Annotated in this window: 20 protein-coding genes; 5 read left to right on the forward strand and 15 right to left on the reverse strand. The window is 65.7% G+C overall.

The annotated features are described in order from the left end of the window. Window positions 1-44: 44 nt before the first annotated feature. The 9 genes from OVY01_RS22055 to OVY01_RS22095 all read right to left on the reverse strand — a co-directional run bounded on the left by OVY01_RS22055 (window position 45) and on the right by OVY01_RS22095 (window position 8,367). A complete protein-coding gene (locus tag OVY01_RS22055) occupies window positions 45-470 on the reverse strand; it encodes a DMT family transporter (protein WP_267849770.1) in 426 nt (141 codons plus the stop codon). Between the two features lie 147 nt (window positions 471-617). Then, entirely contained in the window at window positions 618-1,625 is a 1,008-nt protein-coding gene (oppF, locus tag OVY01_RS22060) for a murein tripeptide/oligopeptide ABC transporter ATP binding protein OppF (RefSeq protein ID WP_267849815.1), read from the reverse strand. Window positions 1,626-1,653: 28 nt separating this feature from the next. Beyond that, window positions 1,654-2,673 carry an ABC transporter ATP-binding protein gene (locus tag OVY01_RS22065; protein WP_267849772.1) on the reverse strand — a complete coding sequence of 340 codons (1,020 nt, stop codon included), beginning with the start codon at window positions 2,671-2,673 and terminating at the stop codon, window positions 1,654-1,656. A gap of 5 nt (window positions 2,674-2,678) precedes the next feature. Then, window positions 2,679-3,584: an ABC transporter permease gene (locus OVY01_RS22070; protein ID WP_267849774.1), complete on the reverse strand. Its 906-nt coding sequence runs from the start codon at window positions 3,582-3,584 to the stop codon at window positions 2,679-2,681. Between the two features lie 76 nt (window positions 3,585-3,660). After that, complete coding sequence (locus OVY01_RS22075) at window positions 3,661-4,581, reverse strand: ABC transporter permease subunit (RefSeq protein WP_267849776.1); 921 nt, start codon at window positions 4,579-4,581, stop codon at window positions 3,661-3,663. Window positions 4,582-4,671: 90 nt separating this feature from the next. Beyond that, window positions 4,672-6,303 carry a peptide ABC transporter substrate-binding protein gene (locus OVY01_RS22080; RefSeq protein WP_267849777.1) on the reverse strand — a complete coding sequence of 544 codons (1,632 nt, stop codon included), beginning with the start codon at window positions 6,301-6,303 and terminating at the stop codon, window positions 4,672-4,674. 208 nt (window positions 6,304-6,511) lie between these two features. Further along, window positions 6,512-7,279 (reverse strand): energy transducer TonB, encoded by a 768-nt coding sequence (locus tag OVY01_RS22085; RefSeq protein ID WP_267849778.1) that lies wholly within the window; start codon window positions 7,277-7,279, stop codon window positions 6,512-6,514. Window positions 7,280-7,295: 16 nt separating this feature from the next. Next, entirely contained in the window at window positions 7,296-7,715 is a 420-nt protein-coding gene (locus OVY01_RS22090) for an ExbD/TolR family protein (protein WP_267849779.1), read from the reverse strand. Window positions 7,716-7,755: 40 nt separating this feature from the next. Then, complete coding sequence (locus tag OVY01_RS22095; RefSeq protein WP_267849780.1) at window positions 7,756-8,367, reverse strand: MotA/TolQ/ExbB proton channel family protein; 612 nt, start codon at window positions 8,365-8,367, stop codon at window positions 7,756-7,758. A 990-nt stretch (window positions 8,368-9,357) separates the two neighbouring features. Between OVY01_RS22095 and OVY01_RS22100 the strand changes: the two genes are divergently transcribed. Then, window positions 9,358-12,066 carry a TonB-dependent receptor gene (locus OVY01_RS22100; RefSeq protein ID WP_267849781.1) on the forward strand — a complete coding sequence of 903 codons (2,709 nt, stop codon included), beginning with the start codon at window positions 9,358-9,360 and terminating at the stop codon, window positions 12,064-12,066. A gap of 112 nt (window positions 12,067-12,178) precedes the next feature. Here the strand turns inward: OVY01_RS22100 and OVY01_RS22105 are convergent, their stop codons facing one another. From OVY01_RS22105 to OVY01_RS22125, 5 genes are all read right to left on the reverse strand, one after another. Then, on the reverse strand, window positions 12,179-12,907 hold the full coding sequence (locus OVY01_RS22105) for an SDR family NAD(P)-dependent oxidoreductase (RefSeq protein WP_267849782.1): 729 nt from the start codon (window positions 12,905-12,907) through the stop codon (window positions 12,179-12,181). Between the two features lie 25 nt (window positions 12,908-12,932). Continuing rightward, window positions 12,933-14,270, reverse strand: coding sequence for an NAD(P)/FAD-dependent oxidoreductase (locus tag OVY01_RS22110; RefSeq protein WP_267849784.1), 1,338 nt, complete (start codon window positions 14,268-14,270; stop codon window positions 12,933-12,935). Further along, window positions 14,255-15,106 (reverse strand): amino acid ABC transporter permease, encoded by an 852-nt coding sequence (locus tag OVY01_RS22115; protein WP_267849785.1) that lies wholly within the window; start codon window positions 15,104-15,106, stop codon window positions 14,255-14,257. Before OVY01_RS22115 ends, OVY01_RS22110 begins: the two co-directional genes overlap by 16 nt. 10 nt (window positions 15,107-15,116) lie before the next feature. Further along, the gene (locus OVY01_RS22120; protein WP_267849787.1) at window positions 15,117-15,938 is read right to left on the reverse strand and encodes an ABC transporter substrate-binding protein; all 822 of its coding nucleotides are present in this window, start codon (window positions 15,936-15,938) and stop codon (window positions 15,117-15,119) included. A gap of 93 nt (window positions 15,939-16,031) precedes the next feature. After that, the gene (locus OVY01_RS22125) at window positions 16,032-17,354 is read right to left on the reverse strand and encodes an NAD(P)/FAD-dependent oxidoreductase (protein ID WP_267849788.1); all 1,323 of its coding nucleotides are present in this window, start codon (window positions 17,352-17,354) and stop codon (window positions 16,032-16,034) included. A 141-nt stretch (window positions 17,355-17,495) separates the two neighbouring features. Between OVY01_RS22125 and OVY01_RS22130 the strand changes: the two genes are divergently transcribed. After that, window positions 17,496-18,401, forward strand: coding sequence for a LysR substrate-binding domain-containing protein (locus tag OVY01_RS22130; protein WP_267849789.1), 906 nt, complete (start codon window positions 17,496-17,498; stop codon window positions 18,399-18,401). Between the two features lie 63 nt (window positions 18,402-18,464). After that, window positions 18,465-18,650: a hypothetical protein gene (locus tag OVY01_RS22135; protein ID WP_267849790.1), complete on the forward strand. Its 186-nt coding sequence runs from the start codon at window positions 18,465-18,467 to the stop codon at window positions 18,648-18,650. Between the two features lie 99 nt (window positions 18,651-18,749). On the opposite strand, the gene OVY01_RS22140 is transcribed toward OVY01_RS22135, so the two are convergent. After that, a complete protein-coding gene (locus OVY01_RS22140; RefSeq protein WP_267849791.1) occupies window positions 18,750-20,222 on the reverse strand; it encodes an aminotransferase-like domain-containing protein in 1,473 nt (490 codons plus the stop codon). A 111-nt stretch (window positions 20,223-20,333) separates the two neighbouring features. On the opposite strand from OVY01_RS22140, the gene OVY01_RS22145 reads away from it, so the two are divergent. Both OVY01_RS22145 and OVY01_RS22150 read left to right on the forward strand, forming a co-directional pair. Continuing rightward, complete coding sequence (locus OVY01_RS22145) at window positions 20,334-21,227, forward strand: DMT family transporter (RefSeq protein ID WP_267849792.1); 894 nt, start codon at window positions 20,334-20,336, stop codon at window positions 21,225-21,227. A 233-nt stretch (window positions 21,228-21,460) separates the two neighbouring features. Continuing rightward, window positions 21,461-23,254: a thiamine pyrophosphate-binding protein gene (locus tag OVY01_RS22150; RefSeq protein ID WP_267849793.1), complete on the forward strand. Its 1,794-nt coding sequence runs from the start codon at window positions 21,461-21,463 to the stop codon at window positions 23,252-23,254. Window positions 23,255-23,291 lie beyond the last annotated feature (37 nt).

A 23,291-nucleotide genomic window follows, 5' to 3' on the forward strand; every position in this document is an offset into this window, starting at 1 on the left:
CGCCGCATCCCGTGGCTGCCGACGTCGGCGCCCGTCCCACCATCTCAGAATTTGGCGATCAGGAACAGTCCCACGATCATGCAGGCACCCCCAGCCAGGCGGCCGATGCCGGCCTTGTGGACTTCGAACCCCATCCAGCCGTAATGATCCATCGCCAGCGACGTCGCGATGGCGGCCGTCACCGTCAGGGCCTGGAAGATCGCGGCGCCCAGCTTGTCGGCCATCGTCAGCATCGTGAAGATATAGAACGCGCCGAATGCGCCGCCCAGCCAGGCCCACCACGGCACATGCGAAACGGCGCCGGGCGCCGGCAGGCGCACGCCCATGAAGGGTGCGGCGACGGCGATGGCGAGCAGGCCGACGACATATACGATGACCGCCGCCCAGACGGGCTGACCTAGTATCTTGTGAAGGGTGACGTTGCTGCCGGACTGCACGGTATTCAGGACACCGGCGGCGACTGCAAACAAGACGGCCATCCATTGCATGACGTGCTCGCTGGGGTTGGTGGAACGCGGGCCGCGGCGGGGGCAAGCGCGGCAATGAACGTCCTGCTCCCGTATGTCAGCAATCCCTATACCCACGCGCCAACACGCACGCCATCACGCCTTACGCCATCACGCGAAGTGGCACGCCGCGGCGTGGCCGTCGGCGACCCGACGCAACAGCGGCACCTCGACCGAGCACCGCGCCTCGGCGCGCGGGCAACGGGTATGAAAAACGCAGCCGCTCGGCGGATTGATCGGACTCGGAATGTCGTCGCCCAGAATCTGCACGACCTTGTTGCGCTCGATCGCGGGATCCGGAATGGGCACCGCCGACAGCAGCGCGCGCGTGTACGGATGGCGCGGATCGGCATACAACGCGTGTTTGTCGGCCAATTCCATCACGTGCCCGAGATACATCACCATCACCCGGTCGGCGATATGCTTGACGACCGCGAGATCGTGCGCAATGAAGATCACGGCCAGCCGCATTTCCTGCTGCAGGGATTTCAACAGATTGACGATCTGCGCCTGGATCGAGACATCGAGCGCGGACACCGGCTCGTCGCAGACGATGAGCTTCGGCTCGATGATCAGCGCGCGGGCGATGCCGATGCGCTGGCACTGGCCGCCCGAGAATTCGTGCGCGTAGCGGTTGATCATCTGCTCGCGCAGCCCGACCTTCGCCATCATCGCGCGCACGCGACGCGAGACCTCGTCCTTCGACAGGTCGCGCCGGTGTTCGCGCAGCGGCTCGGCGATGATCTGGCCGACGGTCATGCGCGGGTCGAGCGACGCAAGCGGATCCTGAAAAATCATCTGGACGTCGCGGCGCACGGCGTGCCAGTCCCGCGTGGAGGCGTTGGCGAGCGAACGGCCCATCCAGACGATCTCGCCGTGCGTGGCCGGAATCAGGTTCAGGATCGCGCGCGACAACGTCGACTTGCCGCAACCGGACTCGCCGACGACGCCCAGCGTTTCCCCGGCACGCAGGTCGAAACTGACGCCGTCCACGGCCTTCAACGTGCGCACCGGCGCCCAGGGCAGCCGGCTTTTCGCCTTCACCTTGAAATGCACCCGGACATCGCGCACCGACAGGATGGGCGCTTCGTCCGCCCTGCCCGGCACGCCGTCCGGCATCGCTTCCCGCGGCGCTTCCATGAGGACATCACGCATTGCTCGTCTCCCGGATATCGCCCGCGCGGCCCGTGTATTCGCGCATGTCATACACCGGGCGATAGCAGGCGCGCAGCCAGTCCGGCTTCTCGCCGAACGGAATCAGGGGCGGCGGACCGTCGCCGCAATGGTCGGCGGCATCGATGCAGCGTTCCTGGAACGGGCAGCCCGAGGGCGGACGCGCCATGTTCGGCGGATTGCCCGGAATACCGACGAGCGGCGCGTCGGAGCGATCGAGCCGCGGCAACGCACGCAGCAGGCCGATCGTGTAGGGATGCGAGGGCCGCGCGAACAGATCGTCCGCGTCGCAGTGCTCCATCACGCGCCCGCCGTACATGACCATCACCTTCTCGCACAACCCGGCGACCACGCCCAGATCGTGCGTGATCAGGACGATCGCCGTGCCGAAGTCATGCTGCAGATTGCGCAGCAGTTGCAGGATCTGCGCCTGCACGGTCACGTCGAGCGCCGTGGTCGGCTCGTCGGCGAACAGCACCTGCGGCTCGCACAGGAGCGCCATCGCGATCATCACGCGCTGCCGCATGCCGCCGGACAATTCGTGCGGATACTGATCGATGCGGTGCGCGGCCTCGGGGATGCGCACGGCTTCGAGCATCTCGATCGCACGCTTGCGCGCCGCGCGGCGCGTCAGATTCTTGTGCAGTTGCAGCACCTCGGTCATCTGGCGCTCGATCGTCAGATACGGGTTCAGCGACGTCATCGGATCCTGGAAGATCATCGACAGCCGGTTGCCGCGGATCTTGTTCAGCGCCTGCGCGGGCATGCGCAGCAGGTCCTGCCCCTGATAGAGCGCGGAACCGCTCGCCGTGCCGTTGCCCGCGAGCAGACCCATCATCGCCAGCACGCTCTGGCTTTTTCCGGAACCCGATTCGCCGACGATGCCCAGCGTGCTCCCCTCCTCCAGATCGAAGCTCACGCCGTTGACCGCGCGCACCGTCGCATCGGGCGTGGCGAACGCCACTTCGAGATTGTTCACTTGCAATAAAGGCATCGCCATCACCGGTCCTTCGGGTCGAGGGCGTCACGCAAGCCGTCGCCGACGAAATTGATACAGTACAGGGTCATCGACAGCAGCGCCGCCGGAAACAGCAGGATCCACGGCGCGGCCTCCATATTGCCCACGCCGTCCTGGATCAGCACGCCCCAGCTCGTCATCGGCTCCTGCACGCCCAGCCCGAGGAAGGACAGCACCGACTCCGTCAGGATCACGCCCGGCACGGTCACCGTCGTGTAGATCGCGACGATGCCCAGCAGATTCGGCACGACGTGGCGCAGGATGATGCCGCCGGTCGACACGCCGATCGCGTGCGCCGCCTCGATATACTCGCGCGAACGGATCGCCAGCGTCTGGCCACGCACCACGCGCGCCATGTCCATCCAGGAAAAGACCGTGATCGTCAGCACCACCAGATAGAAATCGCGCCCCAGCAGCGTGACCATCAGGATGGCGATCAGCAGATAGGGAATCGCGTACATCATGTCGACGACGCGCATCATCAGATTGTCCACCCGTCCGCCGACGAAACCGGCGACCGCGCCCCAGACGATGCCGAGCGTCACCGACGTCAGCGTCGCGAGCGCGCCCACCAGCAGCGAGATGCGCCCGCCGATCAGGCAGCGCACCAGCAGGTCGCGGCCATTCTGGTCGGTGCCGAACAGGTGCCAGTTCATCCAGGTCGGCGGCGTGTTGATCGCGCTCCAGTCCGACGTCTCGAAATCATTGGGCAGGACGAATGGCCCGACGATGCACACCAGGGTGATCAGGGCCAGCAGCGCCAGGCTGGCGACCGCCGCCTTGTTGCGCACAAAGCGTGTGCGTGCGTCCTGCCAGGGGCTGCGCCCCGCGACCGGCAGCGCCGTGACCGCCGCGCCGAGTGCGGGCGCCAACGCGCGTCGTTTCATGTGGACCTCGTGCTTGCAAGCGGGATGCGTAGGGGGATTCGCGAAATGATCGGTGACTGCCGTGTCATGACCGGCATCAGTAGCGAATTTTGGGATCGAGCCAGGCGTAGGCGAGATCGACCAGCAGGTTGAGCAGCACGGCGAAGATCGTGACCAGCACGACCAGCCCGAGCACCAGCGTGTAGTCGCGGTTCGCCGCGCCGTTGACGATCAGCTTGCCGATCCCCGGCAGCGCGAACACCGATTCGGTCACCACCGCGGCGGTGATCGAACTGATCGCGAGCGGCCCCAGCACCGACACCACCGGAATCAGCGTCGGCCGCAGCGCGTGGCGCAGCACGATGGTGCGGCGCGACAGGCCCTTCGCATAGGCGGTGCGGATGTAGTTGGTGTTCATCACCTCGATCAGACCGGCGCGGGACAGCCGGCCGATCGTCGCGACGTTGACGATCGTCAGCAGCACGATCGGCAGCACCATGAAGCGCACCTCGTAGTTGTTCCACCCCCCGGCCGGCAGCCATTTCAGGATGATCGAGAAGATCAGGATCAGCACCGGGCCGATGACGAAGGACGGGAACGCGCTGCCGGCGTTGCCGATCAGCATCAGCAGATAGTCCGCCGGACTGTTGCGGTACAGCGCCGCGACCATGCCGAGCGCGATGCCGATGACGATCGACAGGAGCATGGCCACGCCGCCGATCAGCAGCGATACCGGCAACGCCTGCCGCACCAGGGCGTTGACGCTCCAGTCCGCATAGCGGAACGACGCGCCCAGGTCGCCGTGCAGCAGGCTGTTCAGGTAGAGCAGATACTGCTTCCACAGCGGATCGTTGAGATGATACTTCTGCTGGAGGTTGGCCAGCACCGCCGCGGGGACCTGTCGATCGCCGTCGAACGGACCGCCGGGCGTGAGGTGCAGCAGCAGATAGCAGACCGTGATGACGATCAGCAGCGTGGGCAGCGTGAACAGCACGCGCCGCAAGGTATAGGACCACATGAAACGTCTCCCGCGACGCGCGCGGGCTTCAACCCCGCGCGTCGCATCAGAACCGGAAATCGCGCCGAACGCGTCGCGCGGGCCGCGCCATCAATGCTTGATGATGTACAGGTCCTTGCCGCGGAAGCGGTCCAGCGGATTGTCGTTGGTGTAGCCGCCGACATAAGGCTTCACGAGGCGCGCTGCGGTGTATTGCATCAGGGGCAGGATGGGATAGTTCGCCATCGCCAGCTGCGCCGCCTGCGTTTGCAGCTTCTGACGCAGCGCCGGATCGTTCGACTGCGAGGCCTGCAGCATCAGCGCGTCCGCCTTCGGGTCACAGCCGTGGCTGTCGTTCTGTTCGGAACCGCATTGCACCAGCGTCAGAAAGGCGCTCGCATCGTTGTAATCGGCGATCCAGCCGTTGCGGGCCACCTGAAACTGGCCGGCATGCCGCTGGCGCAGCAGCACCTTGAATTCCATCGAATCGATCTGCGCGTCCAGCCCGAGCTTGGATTTCCATTCCGAGGCAAGGAAGATCGACATGCGCTTGTTGAAGTCGCTGGTGTTCATCGCGATATGCAGTTGCGTGCCCGGCTTCACGCCGGCGGCGGCGAGCAGTTGTTTGGCGGTGGCGACGCGTTTCGCCATCGGCCAGGCGGCCCAGTCGTAGTTGCCGACATCGGCGCCCTTCATGCCCTTGACGATCAGCCCGTACGCGGGCGTCTCGCCGCTCGCGGTCACGTGCTGCGCGAGTACCTCGCGATCCACCACCATCGACAAGGCCTGCCGCACCCGCACGTCCTTCAGGAGCGGGTCCTGCATGTTGAACGTGAAGTAGCGCAGGCCCAGCATCGGGGTATTGCGGATGTCCTTGGGATAGTCCTGTTTCAGACGCGGGTAGGCGCCCGGCGGCAGCTGATACTCCCAGTCCTCGCTGCCCGACTGGAACATCTTGACGTCGGCGTCCTCGCTCTCGATCGGCAGGAAGGTGATCTGCGTCAACTGCACATTGGCGGCATCCCAATATTGCGGGTTCTTGACGACCACGATGCGGTCGTTGACCTGCCAGGTTTTCAGCATGTAAGCGCCGTTGCTGACCAGGTTGCCCGGCTTGGTCCAGTTCACGCCGTATTTTTCGACGCCCGCCTTGTTGATCGGGCCAAGGTTGCCGTTGGCCATCACGTCCGGAAGGAACGGCACCGGATACGGGGTCTTGATCTCCAGCGTGACGGCGTCGATCGCCTTCACGCCCAGCGCCGTCGCCGGCTTCCTGCCCGCGATGATGTCGGTGCCGTTCACCAGAAAGCCGCCATAGGTGCTCGCGTACGACGAGGCGGTCCTGGGATCCACCAGGCGCTGCATGCCGTAGACGAAATCACCGGCCGTCACCGTCTCGCCGTTCGACCACTTCGCGTTCTTGCGCAGGTGGAAGATCCAGGTGGTCGGGTCCTTCTGCTCCCATTTCTCCGCGACGCCCGGAACCGTTCCACCATGATTGTCGTTGGCGGTCAGACCTTCGAAAAGATCCATCAATATGGCATGCGCCGGCACCGTCTCGGCCAGGTTCGGGTCGAGCGTTTCGACTTCCGAACCGTTATTGCGAATCAGCACCTGATTCGGGGCGAGCATCACGCCGGGCGGAATACTTGCCGCGAGGGCGAGGGTCGGGACCGCCAGCGCGCCCGACATGACGCCGGCGGCGAGCCAGGCCGCCGCGCGGCGGTATGGGGGAAACTTCACGTTACGCATACTTCCATCCTGTTGAAAAGCGCTCGCCATCGGGTAAGGGCAAGGCAGTTGCCGGGGCGCCGTGCCGCTGGCGCCCCGGCTCACCGAAAGCATGCCGCGGACGGATTGCCGGATCACGGCGCCTCGCCCGCGGCACGCCTGGCGGCACCGCCTTGACCGGATTGATCATAGCGGCAACCGCCACGGCCTGAAACCTTGTCTATTCGTCGTCGCTGCCCGCGGTCGTCTTGAACGAGAAGGTCACCTCGCCCACGTACGCGATCGCGTTTTTCTCGCAGCGGTACGATTTCGCCGCCGTGATCACCGCGTCATTGAAGACCGAGGTGGGCGGGGAACTCCGCACGATCTTCACGTCGCCCACACTGCCGTCCGGATTGATCGACAGGTGCGCGGTCACGTCCGCGGAGATGCCCTGCTGCAACGCGCGCTGCGGGATCACCGGCTGGACCGACTGACAATGACCACGGCCGTCGACGACACCGTGCAGGGCGGGCGGCGCGGGCGGTGCGACGGGCGCGGGGGGTGCCGGCGGCGCCGGTGTCGGCGCCGGTCCGGTCGCGGCGGTCGGGGGCGACGGCGTCGTATCGGCCGGCGCGGTCGCGATCGCCGGCGCATGCGCGGCCGGGTGCGCGGCCGCGGCGATCTTCGCCGGCTTGGGCACCGCCGCCGGCTTGGCCGGTGGCGGCGGCTTCGGCGTGGGTTGTTTCGGCTGCGCGGGCGGTGGCTCCAGTTTCTTTACCACGGGCGGCGGCGGGGGCGGCGGCGGCGGCGGCGCCATCCGCACGCGCATTTCCTTCGGCGGCGGGGGCGGCGGTGCAATGCTGATATGCGAGATGCCGAAGATGATCGCGCCTTCGACGATCAGCGCGCCGAGCAGCGCCACGTACATCGCCTTGCGGCTATGGCCGGGCGCCTGCTCCTGCGACGCCCATAACGCGCCGCCCAGACGGGGGAGTGATTCGCTCATGTTGGGGATCCCGGCGTCATGTCGCGGGATTGGTCACCAACGCCACCGAACTGATGCCCGCGGCGCGGACCACATCCATGACCCCGATGATCTTCTTGTAATCGACGCCTTCATCGCCGGCGATCGCCACGTCGACGTTGCTGTTGCCCTGCACCAGGCCCTTGAGCCGCGCCGACAGCGTGTTGGCATCGATCGGCTTTGCATCCATATACAGCTCGCCGGTCTTCGTGACGCCGATCGATACCTTGACCGTCTTCTGCAACTGCTCGGCGGTGCTGGACTGCGGCAGGTCGAGCTTGATGCCCGCGCCCTGGATCATCTTCAGCGTCGCCAGCATGAAGAAGACCAGCAGGAACATCATGATGTCGATCATCGGAATGATCTCGATGCGTGCCTTCTCCTCTGCGCCCAGATAATGACTGCGGTGATTTCTCATCTACGACCTCTCTATCTCAATGGCCTGGACCGGTCTGGCTTCAGGCGGCAAACCGCGACACCAGCATCGACTTGATCAGATCGAACTGATTCACCGTCATCCGGATGCGCTTGTTGAAATAGTTCAGGAAGATCACGCAGACGATCGCGATGATCAGGCCGCAGGCGGTGGCCGTCAGCGCATGGCCGATACCGCCGGTGACGCCATTCGGGTTCGACGTGCCGCTCGCGCCCAGGACGTTGAACGACTGCACCATCCCGAAAATCGTGCCCAGCAGTCCCAGCAGCGGACCGAGCGTCACCGCCGTGTCGAGCACCCACAGGTTGCGGTCGAGACGCGGCATCTGAAACATGATGGTTTCCTCGAGTTCCCGCTCGACTTCCGCCTCGGGCTGCCCCTTCACCTTGAGCGCCGAACGCACCAGCTCGGCCTGCACGGTCGACGAGTAATGCGTCACCAGCTTCTCCGCGTCCACGGCATTGTTCGCCGTGACGTGCTTGAGGTCGTACTCGATGGTCCTGCCGGTGCGCACGGCGCGCGCGAAGAATACCAGCCGCTCGATGATGATGGCCACGCCAAGCAGAAAGATCAGTGCCAGCAAGGGGATGAGGCCCATCGACTGGGACGAATAGTTAATCAGGGTTTGCAGCACTGCGGACTCCATTAGGACAGGTGACGGTTCAGCGTGAATAACGGATGGTCATCGCGCGGGCGGGTTCCGGGTAAGAGCCGTTCCGAGAAGCGGCACCTTAAAAGCACCGTCTGTGCCAGTTCGCGACACGCGCAGGCGGAGGTGGGAACGACGCGACATCCAACTCCATGATCTTACGGATCATTTATAAACTTTCGAGGGTAAACCATCAAATCGCCCACCCGACACGGTGGGTCCGGGAATCCCGGGCCCGACCGCCGCTTTTCTTTTTCAAAAAAATTTTCGCTCGCCCGCCATCGCGGTTTTTGTGCATTTTTGCGCGATGTTGGTGCCTTGTAAGTAATATGTAATATCAGGCACTCAAACGGTGCCGAGCCGCCATGGTAGCACCTTCCCCACCAGGTTCTTTTCTCTTTTATCTCTTTGTATATGAAGGAAAAATACAAAGAATTTCCATTTTTTAAATTACGCTTCCTTCCTTGCGAAACACAGCGTCCGGCACCACCGAAGTCCTGAACGGCGTCCGCACCGACTTTGTGTTTACCGAATTCTTTTGGTGCATTACACGCACCGTTAAAAGCATCGCACGCTCCACAAAACTTCTACAAACAATATGAAAAGATAATTTTTGTGATAGCCGGGCTGAATATTACGTTTCCGTAAGGCGTGCGTCGCATTACAAAACGTTACTTCAATTCCCAATCATTTCAAATTGTTACGGTGAAAAGAATGAAGAGGTCGTTCGATTTTTCGGAATTTCGCCGGGAGTTGGCATACCTCATGCATTTGATGCCACCGCTTTGATGACCGGTCCTGTCGACACAATCGGCGGGGCTTTCGCCAACGATGCGATGCGACGGCGACCTGAGACCCGGCCCCCACATACGACAAAAGCCGTGTCCCACCGCACTGCATGAGCTGCCCCGCGACGATCGTGGCGGCATAGTTGGTTCACCAAAATATGGGATTTCAGACCTGAAGGGGTAGCACGTGAAACAGAAGAAACTGGTAACGGCAATCAAGCGGATCGTGGGTGCCGAACTCTTGTTGAGCGCGGCATTGAGTCCGCTCGCGCAAGCACAATCCGCGGCGTCGACGGATACCGGTCTGGCCGGGACGACCTCGACCACGTCCGCGGCGTCGCCCGCTACCTCGGCGTCGACCCCGGGCGTGAGCCAGTTGCAGCGCGTCGAGGTGACGGGATCGCTGATCCGCACCGCCGACAAGGTGGGCAACACGGAAGTGCAGACCGTCACCGCCCGCCAGATCCAGGAATCGGGCTACACGACGGTCGCCGATTTCCTGCGCGGCGTGTCCGCGAACTCGGCGAGCAGCTGGTCGCAGGCGACCTCGTCGACCACCGCGCCGGGGGGCGCGGGCATCGCGCTGCGGGGTCTGAGCGAGAAGTACACGCTGGTGCTCGTCGACGGTCAGCGCGTGGCGAACTACGCGAAGGCGGTGAACTTCACGGATACGTTCTTCGACGTCAACACGATCCCGATGAACATGGTCGAGCGCATCGAGATCGTCAAGACCGGCGCCGTCTCGCAATACGGCTCGGACGCGATCGCGGGCGTCGTCAACATCATCACGAAAAAGAATTATCAGGGTCTGCAGATCGACGGGCAGTTGGGCAAGGCGCAGCACCCGGGCGACGGCCAGGGCAATTTCAGCGTGCTGGCCGGCAAGGGCAACGTCAACACCGACGGCTGGAACGTGACCGCCGCCGCCAGCTGGTATCGCGATTCCGGCTCGACGCTGGCCGACCGCGACATGACCGCGAACAGCGATTTCACGCAGTACGGCGGTGGCACCAATCAACCGCCCAACCAGAAGCAGCAGTATTGGACCTTGCCCGACGGCACCACCGCGCCGGCATCGAACTGCGTTGGTGGCAGCACCACGCTGACGGGCGGCGCGTCGTGCTCGTACAAGACCACCCAGGACACCTCCCTGAACCCGGCGATCACGCGTTTGAACGCGAAGATGCGCGGCACGTTCCGGATCGACGACACCACCCAGGCGTACGTCGATCTGTGGGGCAGCCGCAACGAGACGTACCAGATGTCGGGCATCGCCTCGCTGACCAGCCTGTCGAACGTATACAACCCCACCACCGGTACGGTCGCACCTATTTCGCGCGTCGTGCCGGCCAGCAACCCGTACAACCCGTACGGCGTACCGACCACGCTCAACTACGCGTTCCCGAACGCGACGACGAGCAACGACACGGTTTCCACCTACTGGAAGGCATCGACCGGCGTCAAGGGATCCTATTCGATTCCAAAGGCGGGCGACTGGGACTGGAACGTCGATGCCGGCCATTCGCAAAGCACGGTCGACACCACGTACACCAACGTCCTGAACACCGCCGCCGTCAATAACATCATCAACAACGGCATCCTCAACTTCGCCAACCCGGCGCTGACGCCGAACGGCGAAAACGGCCTGTTCCAAAACGATTACCAGCAGGCCATCTCGAAAACCGACGCGGTCTCGGCCACCACCTCCACCGGCAATCTGTTCCATCTGCCCACGGGCGATGTGGGTCTGGGCTTCGGCACCGAGTTCCGTCACGAAAGCTCGGTGATCAACCCGCAGACGTATTCGTCGCTGGGCATCACCGCGCCGGCGAACGTGCAGTCGGTCCAGGGTTCGCGCAACGTCGCCGCCGTCTATTACCAGATGCAGATTCCGCTGCTGCACAACCTGGTCTTCACGCAGGCCGGCCGCTACGACCACTACAGCGATTTCGGCGGCGCGTTCTCGCCGAGTTTCGCACTGCGTTATCAACCGGTGCAGGCAGTCACGACCTACGCATCGTATTCGCGCGGCTTCCGTGCGCCGACGCTGGTCGAGAACTCGCAGGCAACCTACATCGGCCACCAGACGCTGCTGGACCCGTATGCGCCAGGCGGTTCGACCAAGGCGTTCACGACCGAGGACACCAACGGCAACAAGAATCTGCAGCCGGAGCACACCAAGAACTACAACATCGGCTTCGAACTCTCGCCCGACCGCTCGCTCGATATCGGCGCGGCCTTCTACAAGGTCCGCATCGATGGCGTGATCGGCACGGCCGACCCGGAAGCGCTGATCGTCGCGAACAATCCCAGCGTCGTCATCCGGGACGCGGCGGGCAATATCCAGTACATCAACCAGCAGTTCGTCAACCTGGGCGCGCTCGACACCGACGGTTTCGACCTGAACTTCCGCAAGACGGTGGGTTCGCCGGCAGGCAACTTCACGCTGGCGGCGGACTGGACCTATGTGTGGCACTTCAAGCTGCACAACACGGACGGCACGACGCAGGACTTCGCGGGCAACAACTATGCGTTGAACCAGCCGTTCGGTGCGAGTAACCCGCGCTGGAAGGGCAACACGACGCTGACCTGGGGCTACAAGGGCTTCACGACCACGCTTACGTGGCAGTACACGGGCCCGTACACCAACGCGATCGCCGAGGAATACGGCGACGGCGGCAATCACCAGGTCGCTTCGTACAGCCAGTTCAACCTGTTCACCGCCTACCGCGGCTTCAAGAACTGGACGATCTACGGCGGTATCAGCAATCTGATGGACAAGCGTCCGCCGTTCGACGTCGAGTGGCAGGGCTACCCCTACTACACGGGCTACGACCAGTCGCTGTACACCTACATCGGCCGGACCTTCCAGGTGGGCGCGACGTACCGCTTCTAAGCGGCATGCACGCGGGCGTTGCCATCACGGCCAACGCCCGTCACGGTGCCACGCAGCCCGCGTCGATGATCGATGCGGGCTGCGTCACGTCCGTCTTCATGACGTGTCGTCTTTACAGCAGGTTCTCGTACCGGCAATTCACCAGGATTTCCGCCACGCTCGCGGTGTTGGGCAACGCCACCGTGTCCGCGACGATCCGCGCCACGTCCCCGGGTTGCGTCATGGCCTCGGGACCGATGTCCGCGATGCCGCTCGCCATGTCCGTGTTGACGTAACCCGGACAGATCGCCGTCGAGCGGATGCCGTCCTGCCATCCGGCGCGCCGCACCGCGTGATTGAGCGCGATCACCGCATGCTTGGACATCTGATAGCCGACATTCAGGTTGCTGACCCGTTTGCCCGAGAGCGACGACAGCAGCACGACCCGCGCATCGCCCGGCTTGCGCAAATGCGGCAACGCGGCCCGGACAAGACGAAACGGCGCCTGCACGTTGATGTCGAGCGTTTCCTCGAGCAAGTCGTCGCTGCCCTCCTCCAGGCCGATATGCTTGCAGATACCCGCGCTGCATACCAGCACGTCGATGCGGCCGAAGCGTTCGAACGTGGCCGCCACCCAGTCGCGTCCCGCGTCGCGTGCGCGGGCCTCATACGGGAACGTCAGGGCGTCGTTCCCCGCGAACGTCGCGAACGTGGCCGCCGCCGTCGCGGGATCGCGCGCGCCCAGCGACAGGCGATAGCCGCGCCGCGCGAACTCCCTGGCGATCTCCAGACCGATGCCCCGGGTCGCCCCCGAGATCATCGCGACCTTGGCCGTTCCCCGGCTCATGGATCCCCGACTCATGGATTCCTGACTCATGGATATCCCCTTAAAATCCCGCATCGATGACGATTTTCGTGCCGTCGCTGAAACGGTTCAGGCGAAACGCCCGCGGGTCGACAAGCGGCGTGTCGTTGGTCACGAGATCCGCCATCAACTTGCCCGCGGCCGGTCCGATGCCGAAACCGTGTCCCGAAAAGCCCGTGTTGATGAAGAGGCCCGGCGTCTGATCGACGCCGGAAATCACCGGAATGGCATCGGGCGTCACGTCGATATACCCGGCCCAACGCTGCGCGATCCGCGCGGCGCGCAGATGGGGGAAGGCCTGGATGAATTCGCGCAGGCCCGCATCGGTGAAGGCCACGGTGGGTTCCGGGTCGAGCGTGCGGATCTGTTCGAAGACCGTCGGCCGGTCGAGCGCCCAGTGCCGGGCGCGCCGCCACTCTTCGAAAAACCGCGCGCCGATTCCCACCCGCATCGCGCCCATCTGGCTGCGCAACGCCGGCAGGTACTGGAACAGCAGGCGAAAGCAGTCGGGCGTCAGATCGGTATTGGTGCGAAAACCGGGGGCGATCGTATAGCCGCCGTCGGCGCGCTTGCGAAACGCGAAGGACTTGTTGCTCGCACTGACGGTGGGACCGCCCTCGATCGGCGCGGTGCGCAGCACCGACGCGCGCACCAGCAACTGCGGCAACGCCACGTCGAGATTGCCGCAGAAGAGCCGCGACCACGCGCCGCCCGCCACCACCACGCTCTGACAGCGGATCGTGCCGTGTTCGGTCACCACGGCGCTCACGCGCCCGGCGCTGGTTTCGATGCCGCGCACCGCGCAGGGCGTGAGGATCTTCACGCCGCGCCGACGCAGCGCGTTCGCGATCGCCGGTGCCGCGCGCTGCGGTTCGGCGCGGCCGTCCCCCGCGGTGTACAGACCGCCCCTGAAAGACATGCTCGCGCCCGGCAGCAACGCCGCGACCCCCTTCGCATCCACTTCCACCGTATCGAATGCGTCGCCCGCGACGTGCCGCGCCCGCTCGAGCCACGTGCGGTGGCCGGCCATCGTCGCGTCGTCGTCGGTCATGTACAGGATGCCGCACTGCTTGAAACCCGTCTCCACGCCCAGCGTGCGATCGAGCGTGCGCCACAGCTTCAGGCTCTCGATGCTCAACTGGAATTCGCGCATGTCCCGGTGCGTCATGCGCACCCAGCCCCAGTTGCGGCTGGATTGCTCGCCCGCGATGTGACCCTTCTCGCACAGCGCCACGCGCTGCCCTTTCTCGCTCAGATACAGCGCGGTGCTCAGGCCGATGATGCCGCCTCCCACCACCACCACGTCGACTTCGTGGGGCAGGGTCTGGTCGTCGGCGACGGTGTCTACTTGCGGTCCCATGGTTCTCTTGCCTGAAAATGGGCGGCATTGCCCGGAATGATCCTGCCCGCGGGCGTGTCGTCGGGGCCGTTCTGGCGCCCGGTGTTCGGCCCGCCGCGCGTTACGCGCTTCGCCCGTCTGCCTTGCCGCCCGGATGTCGGGTTCGCATGGCGGTTGGTCCAGCGGTCCAGATGATTGATCGCATGCGTGAGCGGAATGGTGATCACCAGATACACCACGCCCGCGGCCACCAGCGGCGACAGATTCGCGGTATTGACCGACGTATTCTGCCCGATCGTGAACAGGTCCCGCTGCGACATCAGCAATCCCAGAAAATACACCAGGCTCGAATCCTTGACGATCGAGATGAACTGATTCGCCAGCGCCGGCAGGATGCGGCGGATGCCCTGCGGCACGATCACGTGCCGCATGCTGCTCCAGTACGGCATGCCCAATGCCTGGCAGGCGGCCAGTTGCCCCTTGCCCACGCTCTGGATGCCCGAGCGGAAGATCTCGGCGATATAGGCCGACGAGATCAGCCCCAGCGCGACGATCGCCAGCGGATAGGGATTCGGCCCGAAGAGCGACAGCCCGAGCGGCGCCAGGCCCTGCCCCACCAGCAAAATGACCAGCGCCGCCGGCAGGCCGCGGAAGACATCGACGAACACCCGTGCCGGAAATTCCAGCCAGCGCTGGTTCGACACCGCCATCAGCGCGATCCCCATGCCCAGGATGATGCCGAGGACCGTCGAGAACAGCGACAGCACCAGCGTGTTCACCAGCCCCGTGCCGAGCAGCGCCGGCAACGAACCGATGATCAACGGCCAATCGAGAAAATTCGACAGGAAGGCATTCATCGCATGCTCCTCAACCCGCCGACTTCATCGTGTACGGCGGCAGGCTCTGGGGTTTCGGGTAGCCGGGATTGAACTGCATATAGAGCTTGAGCCAGGTGCCGTCGGCGACGAGTTCGTTGATGGCCTTGTTCACGGCCGCCTCCAGTTTCGCATTGCCCTTGTGCATCGGGAAGCCCGCCGGCAGGTTCGCCGCGGAGATATCCAGCGGCGTGGCGATGTGCAGGTCCGGATATTTGCCGCGCAGACCGTCGGCCAGGGTCTTGTCGATGAAATAGCCGTCGATGTATTTCGAGCGCAGCGACAGGAAGCCCGCGTTCACGTTCGGGAACCGCACGATATTGGCGCCCGGCAGATAGGTCTCGGAATAGGTGTCCTCGATCGTGCCCTGGACCACGCCGATGCGCTTGCCCGTGACGGACGCCTTGTCCGCCGTGATGGGGCTGCCGGGCAAGGCCGCGACGCTCAGCAGGCCGGTCAGATAGCCCTCGGAAAAGTCGACCATCTTGAGCCGGTCTTTCGTGATCGAGATCGATCCCGCCGCCAGGTCGAGCTGCTGGTTCGCGACGCTGGGCAGCAAGCCGCTGAAATCCTGCGCGCGGAATTCGGCGCTCAGCCCGAGCTTCGCCGCGATCGCCCGGATCAACTCGACGTCGAAGCCCGTCATCTTGCCGTTGTCGACATAGGAGTAGGGCTTGCTGTTCGAATCCACACCGGCCATCAGCTTGCCGGGCGTCAAGGTGCCGACGTCCTCCGCATGCGCCAGCGCCGTCACGGCCGCGAAGCTCAGGGAAACGAGGAGCGAGGCAAGCCTCAGCGAGGGACGAAAGCGCATCATGTTTTCTCCATTGAAGTGTGACCTGCATTCGGAACGACGATTTCGACAACCCCGGGCGCGCCCGAAATGGGGCGCATCAAGCCGGGCGCATCAATACAGCGCGCCCCGTGCGCGCGCGTCCCATCGGTCGTCGAGCGCGTACAGCGCCGCGCCCACCGGCACGGTGACCTGCTTGAGCATCCCCCCGGGGCTGATTGGAAACGCGCCCTCGCCGAACGCGCCGAAGCTGCGTTCCAGGCCGAGCAGGCAGCGCGCGACACGGCTGCCGAGATAGCTCATCAGCGCCACGCCGTTGCCGTTGCATCCGGTTGCGAAATGCACGCCGTCGCGCACGCCGATGTGCGCGAGCCGGTCGCCGGTCATCGCGACATAGCCCTTCCATGCATGCGTGATGCGTACGTCGCGCAGCGCCGGCCAGAGTTCGACCATTTTCGCGTGCAGGATCCGCGCGCCGGCACGCTCGTCGACTTCGCGAATCGCCGGGCGCGAACCGAACAGCATGCGCGTGCCGTCCGGCGACGGGCGGGTATAAAAGAGATTGCGCTTCGAGTCGCTGATCATCCGGCGCCCCGGATTCAACACCGCCATCAGACCGGCGGGCAGCGGTTCGGTCGCGATCTGATAACTGGCGACCGGCAGGACGCGCCGCGCCAGGAAGGGCAGCAGCGGCCCGGTATAGCCGTTGGTGGCCACCAGCACCTGCTGCGCGGCGATCGCGCCGCGCGCGGTATGCACCACGAAATGCCCGGCGCTGCCCTCGATGCGTGTCGCCGCCGCGTGCGAATACAGGCCCGCGCCGCGCCGCCGCGCGAGGTCTCGCAGCGCCCGGTGATACTTGGCGGTATGCAGACCGCCGTAGTCGTCGACGATGATCCCGCCGTAGTAGAAATCCGACCCCATCACGGCGCGCTGCCCGGCGCGCGAGACCCGATGCACCGTGACGCCGGTCTTCTCCCGCAGCAGGTCGCCCTGGCGGCACAGCCGCTCGAAATGCGTCGGCGTGTAGGCACCGAAAAAACGGCCCGTGAGCTGCAGGTCCGCGTCGAGCGCCTCGTCGGCCACGAGCCGCTTGAGAAAATCGAAACTCCTCAGGGACTCCGTCATGAGCCGCGCGAGGCGCTCCGGCGACACGCCGCGGATCGCATTGGTCAAGGCCAGCTTCTGCCCGCTCGACACCATCCCCCCGCTACGCGTGCTGCCCCCGGCGCCGATCTCCCCGGCGTCGAGCACCGCGACCGAGCGGCCCGCCCGCGCCGCCTCCGCCGCCGCCGACAGACCGCAGTAGCCGCTGCCGACGATCACCACGTCGGCCGCCGCGGGCAAGGCCGCGCGCGCCGTCTCGGGCGGCGCCGCGTCCCACCAGTACGGCGCGATGCGAAAATCGTCGTGGAACAGCAGGGTGTCGGGTCGCATGCGGTTTTTCGGGAAAAGAGGCTGTCAAGGCAGTCTAGGTTTGCGGGGACCATCCGGTCAAATACGGTCAAAAACGTCTGCCATTCATTTTTGATATGACATGCTGGCCGGATTCCGGAACACGCGAGGCGGGGGAAGCGAATGAACCAGAAGCAGATCGAGGCATTCCGGGTGGTGATGCTGCGCGGTTCGATGACGGCCGCGGCCGACGAACTCGGCACCTCGCAACCCAGCATCAGCCGTTTGATCGCGGAACTGGAAGCCTCGACCGGGCTGGCCTTGTTCACGCGCAGCGGCGGCCGTATCCAGGCGACCGATGCCGGCAGCGCGTTCTATCGCGAGGTGGAACGCAGCTTCGTCGGGCTGGAGAAGCTCGCGCACTCGGCGCGCGAGATCCGCCAGTTCGGCACTGGCCGGCTCCGGCTGGTGGCGGTGCCCGTGCTCGCGCTTTCCTTCGTGCCGCAGGTCATCGAGCGCTTTCTCGCCGTCTATCCGAATATCGCGGTGTCGCTCGAAATGCGCAGCGAGGGGACGATCCAGCGCTGGGCCTCATCGGCGTACTGCGACATCGGTTTCGCCACCACCACGCCGGAGGCATTCGGCGTGACGAGCGCGGCGCTGTATCGGCTGGCGGGCGTCTGCGCGCTGCCGGCGGCGCATCCGCTCGCCGCGCGCAAACGCATCCAGGCAAGCGACCTGAAGGACCAGCGGCTGGTCCTGCCCTCCTATCTCGACGATACCCGCGCGGCGCTCGACCATGCGCTCAAGCAGGCGGGCGTGCACCAGGCGCCGGTCATCGAGACGCCTTACGGCGCGACGATCTGCGCGATGGTGTCGCGCGGCCTGGGCATCGGCGTCGTGAACCCGCTGGCCTGCGTGGATGCCGATCCACGGCGCATCGTGTTCCGGCCGTTCGCGCCACGCATCGTGTTTCGCGGGTTCACCGTCTGCCCGCAGATGCAGCAGGCCAATCCGATCGTCGCGGCGTTTCTCGAGTTGACCGGGGCGACGATGCGCGACGCGACGGCCGGCCTCAGCGACAAATAGCGATCTGCGTATAATCGTCGAAGCAGGCCGACATTTTTATCTCGACCATTCTCAAGGAATTCGATGACTGATCCCCGTAATGTCGCGCACGACAAAAAAGTGCAACAAGAGAAGAAGAACCACGGCGAAGCGATCGCCCCCGATGCCGAGCACGCTCCGCAGCCGGGCAAGAAGCCGCATCTGAAGCATGACGAAGACCACACGCCGGCACCGGCGGCCGATGCCGACAACGGCGCGACCGCGGTCTGACGCCTGTTCGTCGAAAAAATCGTCGTACCCCGAAGCGCGCAGTCCCGTCCTCGACGTCGGGCCTGCGCGCTTCTTTTTTGGCATTCTGTTCTTGATTTCCTATTTTTGATTTCCCGAGCGCCGCGCCGAACGCATCGCCGCGTCCAGCACGCGGATGACCCGGTCGTCGGCTGATTGCGAGACATTGAAGCGCAGAAAGCTGCGCGCCGTCTGCGCGACGCTGAAGGCATTGCCCGGCGCCAGCACGACGTCCTCGGCCAATGCGCATCCCGCCACCGCGGTGGCGTCGAGCCCATCCGGCAACGCCGCCCAGACGAACATGCCGCCGCGCGGCTCGACCCAGGGCACGATGCCCAGCGGCTTCAGGCGCGCGCGCGTCTCGGCCATGGCCTGCGCCAGGCGGCCACGCAAGGCCGCCATGTGCCGCCGGTAACTGCCGTCCTTCAGCACGCCGTGGACGATCTCGGCCGACAGCCGGCCCCCGCCGAACGACGTCGCGATCTTCAGATCGATCAGACCCTCGATCCATTCGCGTCGCGCCACCACGTATCCGCAGCGCGTCGCCGCCGACAGGCTTTTGGAGAAACTGCCGATATGGACGACCCGTTCGAGACCATCGAACGCCGCGAGACGCGGCGCGGCGTCATGTTCGAAATCGCCGTAGATGTCGTCCTCGACGATCGTGAGGCCCGTCTGCTCGGCGAGCTTGAGCACGCGGTGCGCGACCAGGGGCGACAGCGTCGCGCCGGTCGGATTGTGCAGCGCGGAATTGGTCACGTAGAGACGCGGCCGATGCTCGGCCAGGGCCTGCTCGAACCGCGCCAGATCCGGCCCGGTCGGCGTGAAGGGAACGCTGACCACGCGCACCCGGTGCGCGCGCAGCAGCGCCACGAAATTGAAATAACACGGGTCGTCGACCAGCACCGTATCGCCCGGCTCGACGAGCAGGCGGCACAGCAGATCGATCGCCTGCGTGCCGGATTCGGTCAGGAGGATCTGGTCGGGCGCCGCCTCGATGCCGTGCTCCGCCACGCGGCGGGCCAGCAGCTGGCGCAGCGCCGGCATGCCGAGCGCCGTGCCGTAATCGGTCAGGCTGGCGCCCGGCGCGCGCGCCAGGGCCCGCAACGCGCGGCGCACCGCCGGCTCCGGCATCCAGGCAGCCGGTAGCCAGCCGCAACCCGGTTTCAAGACAGCGTCGCCCGCGTCGAGCGACTGTCTCGAAATCCACAGCGGATCCACCGCGCGGTCGCGCCGCGCGCCGCTGCCGGCGAGCCCGGCCAGCGAGAGCCGCGACGCGTGACCGCCGACGTAGAAACCGGAACCGCGGCGCGCCTGGATCACGCCTTCGGCGGCAAGACGTTCATAGGCCTCGACGACCGTGGACGTGGACACCTGCAACGTATGCGCGAAGCTGCGGATCGATGGCACTTTCGTCCCCGCGCCCAGCTCGCGCGAGGCGATGCGCTGCCGCACCGCCAGCATCACTTGTTCGACGCGCGTCGCGGCGCGGATGGGAGGAATCGTTTCGTCGGTCATGCCTGCCTGGAACTCCGCCAGCGAAAGTGTCGCCATGTGTACTGGTTTTTATGCCATACAGTTTCGCCCAACTGTAATGCACTGTCCCTGGAAAGAACAGGCCCCGCGCGTCAATACTGGCAGGCCAATCCCCCACCGGACGATGCAATGGACAAAACCACCCGCGGCTGGATCGACGGCTTCCTGGGCATGGTGATCTTCAGCGGTTCGCTGCCGGCCACGCGGGCTGCCGTCGCGGCGTTCGACCCGGTCTTTCTCACACTCGCGCGGGCCGCCGTCGCCGGCCTTCTGAGCCTGGCGCTGCTGCTGGCTTTTCGGGAAAAACGGCCGGCGCGCGGCGACCTGCCGTCGCTCGCGCTCATTGCCGGCGGCGGCGTCATCGGCTTCCCGCTGTTGACCGCGCTCGCGCTGCGGCATGTCACCGCCGCGCACTCCCTGGTCTTCGTCGCCCTGCTGCCCCTGTCGACCGCCCTCTTCGCGGTGCTGCGCGGCGGCGAGCGGCCGCGCCCGGCGTTCTGGATCTTTTCGGGACTGGGCGGCGCGATCGTGGCGGGCTACGCGCTGCTGCTGGGCCAGGGCGGCTCGCGCGTGGGCGACGCCCTGATGCTCGCCGCCATCGTCGTCTGCGGTCTCGGCTATGCCGAAGGCGCCCGGCTCGCGCGCCGGCTCGGCGGCTGGCAGGTGATCTGCTGGGCGCTGGTTCTGTCGCTGCCGGCGATGCTGCCGCTCGCGTTCGCCGCGCGGCCGGCGTCGTGGCACGCGATCGGCGCGAGCGCCTGGCTCGGCTTCGCCTATGTCTCGATCTTCAGCATGCTGATCGGTTTCATTTTCTGGTACCGGGGACTGGCGCTGGGGGGCATCGCCGCGGTGGGGCAACTGCAATTGCTCCAGCCCTTTTTCGGGCTTGCGCTCGCCGCCCTCCTGCTGCACGAACCGGTGGGCGCGCGCATCGTGGGCGTGGCGGCGCTCGTCGTGCTGTGCGTGCTGGGCGCCCGGCGTTTTTCCCGGGCCGCGCCGGTGGCGGCGAGCGTTTCGCGCTGAGGACGACAAACGTTTCACCCCCGGCGCACGCCGGGCTACAGGGGGCTTACAGGAACAGGCCTTGCTGCCCTTGATCCGATCCCGCCCCCCTCCGAGCCCGTGATGACCCTTCCCCCCGATACTTTCCGCGCCCCTCCGATTCCGCTCCGGCCACGCCGGGGGAGGCCGTCCGGGCACCCGTCTCTCCCCAGCGCCGCTCGATCCTGACGGCGGCCGCATCCGGCGGGATCGGTTTGCTGGCCAGTCGTCTCGTCGCCGCGCAGACCGCACCGGCGGGAACGTCGGGTGCGGCCAGCGTGACGGGCACGACCGGTTCTGACAACAACACCGCGCAGTCGTCCTTTCCGGCCGCCCCGCCCGTGCTCGACGCCGCCGACAACCTGACCACCGCCGATGTCATCGTCGAGACGCTGATCGCCTGGAACGTCGATCATGTCTTCGGCATCGTCGGCGACGGCATCAACCCCGTCATCGAAGCCCTGCGCAAACGCCGCGACAAAATCCGCTTCGTCGGCGTGCGCCACGAGGAAGCCGCCGCCTTCATGGCATCCGGCTGGGCGAAGGCCACCGGCCGGCTGGGTGTGTGCCTGGCGACCACCGGCCCCGGCGCGGTGCATTTGATGAACGGTCTCTACGACGCCCACTTCGACGGCGCGCCAGTACTCGCGATCACCGGCCTGACCTTCCACGATCTGCAGGGCACGCGTTTCATGCAAGGCGTGCAGACCCCGTTGCTGATGGAGGACGTCGCGCTCTACAACACCGTGGTCACCGGCGCGCGGCACGCCCTGATCGTCACCGACATCGCCTGCCGCAGCGCGCTCGGCCGGCGCGGCGTCGCGCATCTCACCATCGCGAAGGACGTTCAGGCGATGACGATCGCCGACGACAAACCGTCGATGGAGAATCACGGGATGCGCACGTCCACCGCCTGGCGCCGTCCGGCGCCGGCGCCATCCGCAACGGACCTGCAAGCGGCCGCGGACCTGATCAACGCCGGCAGCCGCGTGGCGATTCTCGCGGGTCAGGGGGCGCTCGGCGCGCGCGCCGAACTCGAACAGCTTGCCGCGCGCCTGAACGCGCCGGTCGCCAAGGCCCTGCTGGGCCGCGCCGCGCTGCCCGACGATTCGCCCTTCTCGACCGGCGGCATCGGTCATCTCGGCACGCTGCCCTCCAAGGAAGCGATGCACCGCTGCGACACCGTGCTCATCATCGGCTCGACGATGCCGTGGGTCGATTTCTATCCCACGCCGGGCGCCGCGCGCGGGGTGCAGATCGACCTGATGCCGGAACGCATCGGCCTGCGCTACCCGGTGGAGGTGGGCCTGGTCGGCGACACGCAGTCGACGCTGCGCGGCCTGCTGCCGCTCCTGCGCCAAAAGGACGATGCCTTCCTGCGCGAAACCCAGGGACGCGTCGCGCAATGGAACGCTCTCCTCGACCAGGTCGCCGCCACGCATCGCGTGCCGCTGCGCCCGCAAAGCGTCGTCCGCGCGATCAGCGACGCGCTGGCGCCCGACGCCGTCATCTGTCTCGATTGCGGGGCGAACACGCACTTCGCCGCGCGGTTTCTGACCGTGCGCCGCGACCAGCAACTGGTGGCCACCGGCATGCTCGCCACCATGGCCCCCGGCCTGCCGTTCGCCATCGCCGCGCAACTCGCGTATCCGGGGCGGCAGGTGGTGGCGATCGTCGGCGACGGTGGGCTGGCGATGCTGATGGCGGAGTTGTCGACGGCCGCCTTCAACCGGCTGCCCGTCAAGATTTTCGTGCTGCGCAATGACGTGCTCGCCGAGGTGCTGTTCGAGCAGCGCGAAGCCGGCTACCCGAACTACGGGTGCGAGCTGGGCGCGGTCGATTTCGTGCAGGTCGCGAATGCCTGCGGCGTGAAGGGCTTCCGATGCGTGCGGCCGGGCGAGGTCGCCGATGCGATTCAGGCGACGCTGCGCGCGCCGGGGCCGGCGCTGCTGGAGGCGCACGTGGACCCGATGGAAGTGGTGACGATGCCGGACAAGTTGAAGGTATGAAGGGCGGCCATCGATTGCTCGTCCCTGCCACGACGAA

This window comes from Robbsia betulipollinis, assembly GCF_026624755.1.
Taxonomy (GTDB): Bacteria; Pseudomonadota; Gammaproteobacteria; order Burkholderiales; family Burkholderiaceae; genus Robbsia; species Robbsia betulipollinis.

Bases quoted from the DNA above. Each gene is read 5' to 3' on its own strand.
- oppF (WP_267849815.1), bottom strand. From the start codon at position 1,625: ATGCCGGACGGCGTGCCGGGCAGGGCGGACGAAGCGCCCATCCTGTCG.
- OVY01_RS22065 (WP_267849772.1), bottom strand. From the start codon at position 2,673: ATGCCTTTATTGCAAGTGAACAATCTCGAAGTGGCGTTCGCCACGCCC.
- OVY01_RS22070 (WP_267849774.1), bottom strand. From the start codon at position 3,584: ATGAAACGACGCGCGTTGGCGCCCGCACTCGGCGCGGCGGTCACGGCG.
- OVY01_RS22075 (WP_267849776.1), bottom strand. From the start codon at position 4,581: ATGTGGTCCTATACCTTGCGGCGCGTGCTGTTCACGCTGCCCACGCTG.
- OVY01_RS22085 (WP_267849778.1), bottom strand. From the start codon at position 7,279: ATGAGCGAATCACTCCCCCGTCTGGGCGGCGCGTTATGGGCGTCGCAG.
- OVY01_RS22090 (WP_267849779.1), bottom strand. From the start codon at position 7,715: ATGAGAAATCACCGCAGTCATTATCTGGGCGCAGAGGAGAAGGCACGC.
- OVY01_RS22105 (WP_267849782.1), bottom strand. From the start codon at position 12,907: ATGAGTCGGGGATCCATGAGCCGGGGAACGGCCAAGGTCGCGATGATC.
- OVY01_RS22110 (WP_267849784.1), bottom strand. From the start codon at position 14,270: ATGGGACCGCAAGTAGACACCGTCGCCGACGACCAGACCCTGCCCCAC.
- OVY01_RS22115 (WP_267849785.1), bottom strand. From the start codon at position 15,106: ATGAATGCCTTCCTGTCGAATTTTCTCGATTGGCCGTTGATCATCGGT.
- OVY01_RS22120 (WP_267849787.1), bottom strand. From the start codon at position 15,938: ATGCGCTTTCGTCCCTCGCTGAGGCTTGCCTCGCTCCTCGTTTCCCTG.
- OVY01_RS22125 (WP_267849788.1), bottom strand. From the start codon at position 17,354: ATGCGACCCGACACCCTGCTGTTCCACGACGATTTTCGCATCGCGCCG.
- OVY01_RS22130 (WP_267849789.1), top strand. From the start codon at position 17,496: ATGAACCAGAAGCAGATCGAGGCATTCCGGGTGGTGATGCTGCGCGGT.
- OVY01_RS22135 (WP_267849790.1), top strand. From the start codon at position 18,465: ATGACTGATCCCCGTAATGTCGCGCACGACAAAAAAGTGCAACAAGAG.
- OVY01_RS22140 (WP_267849791.1), bottom strand. From the start codon at position 20,222: ATGGCGACACTTTCGCTGGCGGAGTTCCAGGCAGGCATGACCGACGAA.
- OVY01_RS22145 (WP_267849792.1), top strand. From the start codon at position 20,334: ATGGACAAAACCACCCGCGGCTGGATCGACGGCTTCCTGGGCATGGTG.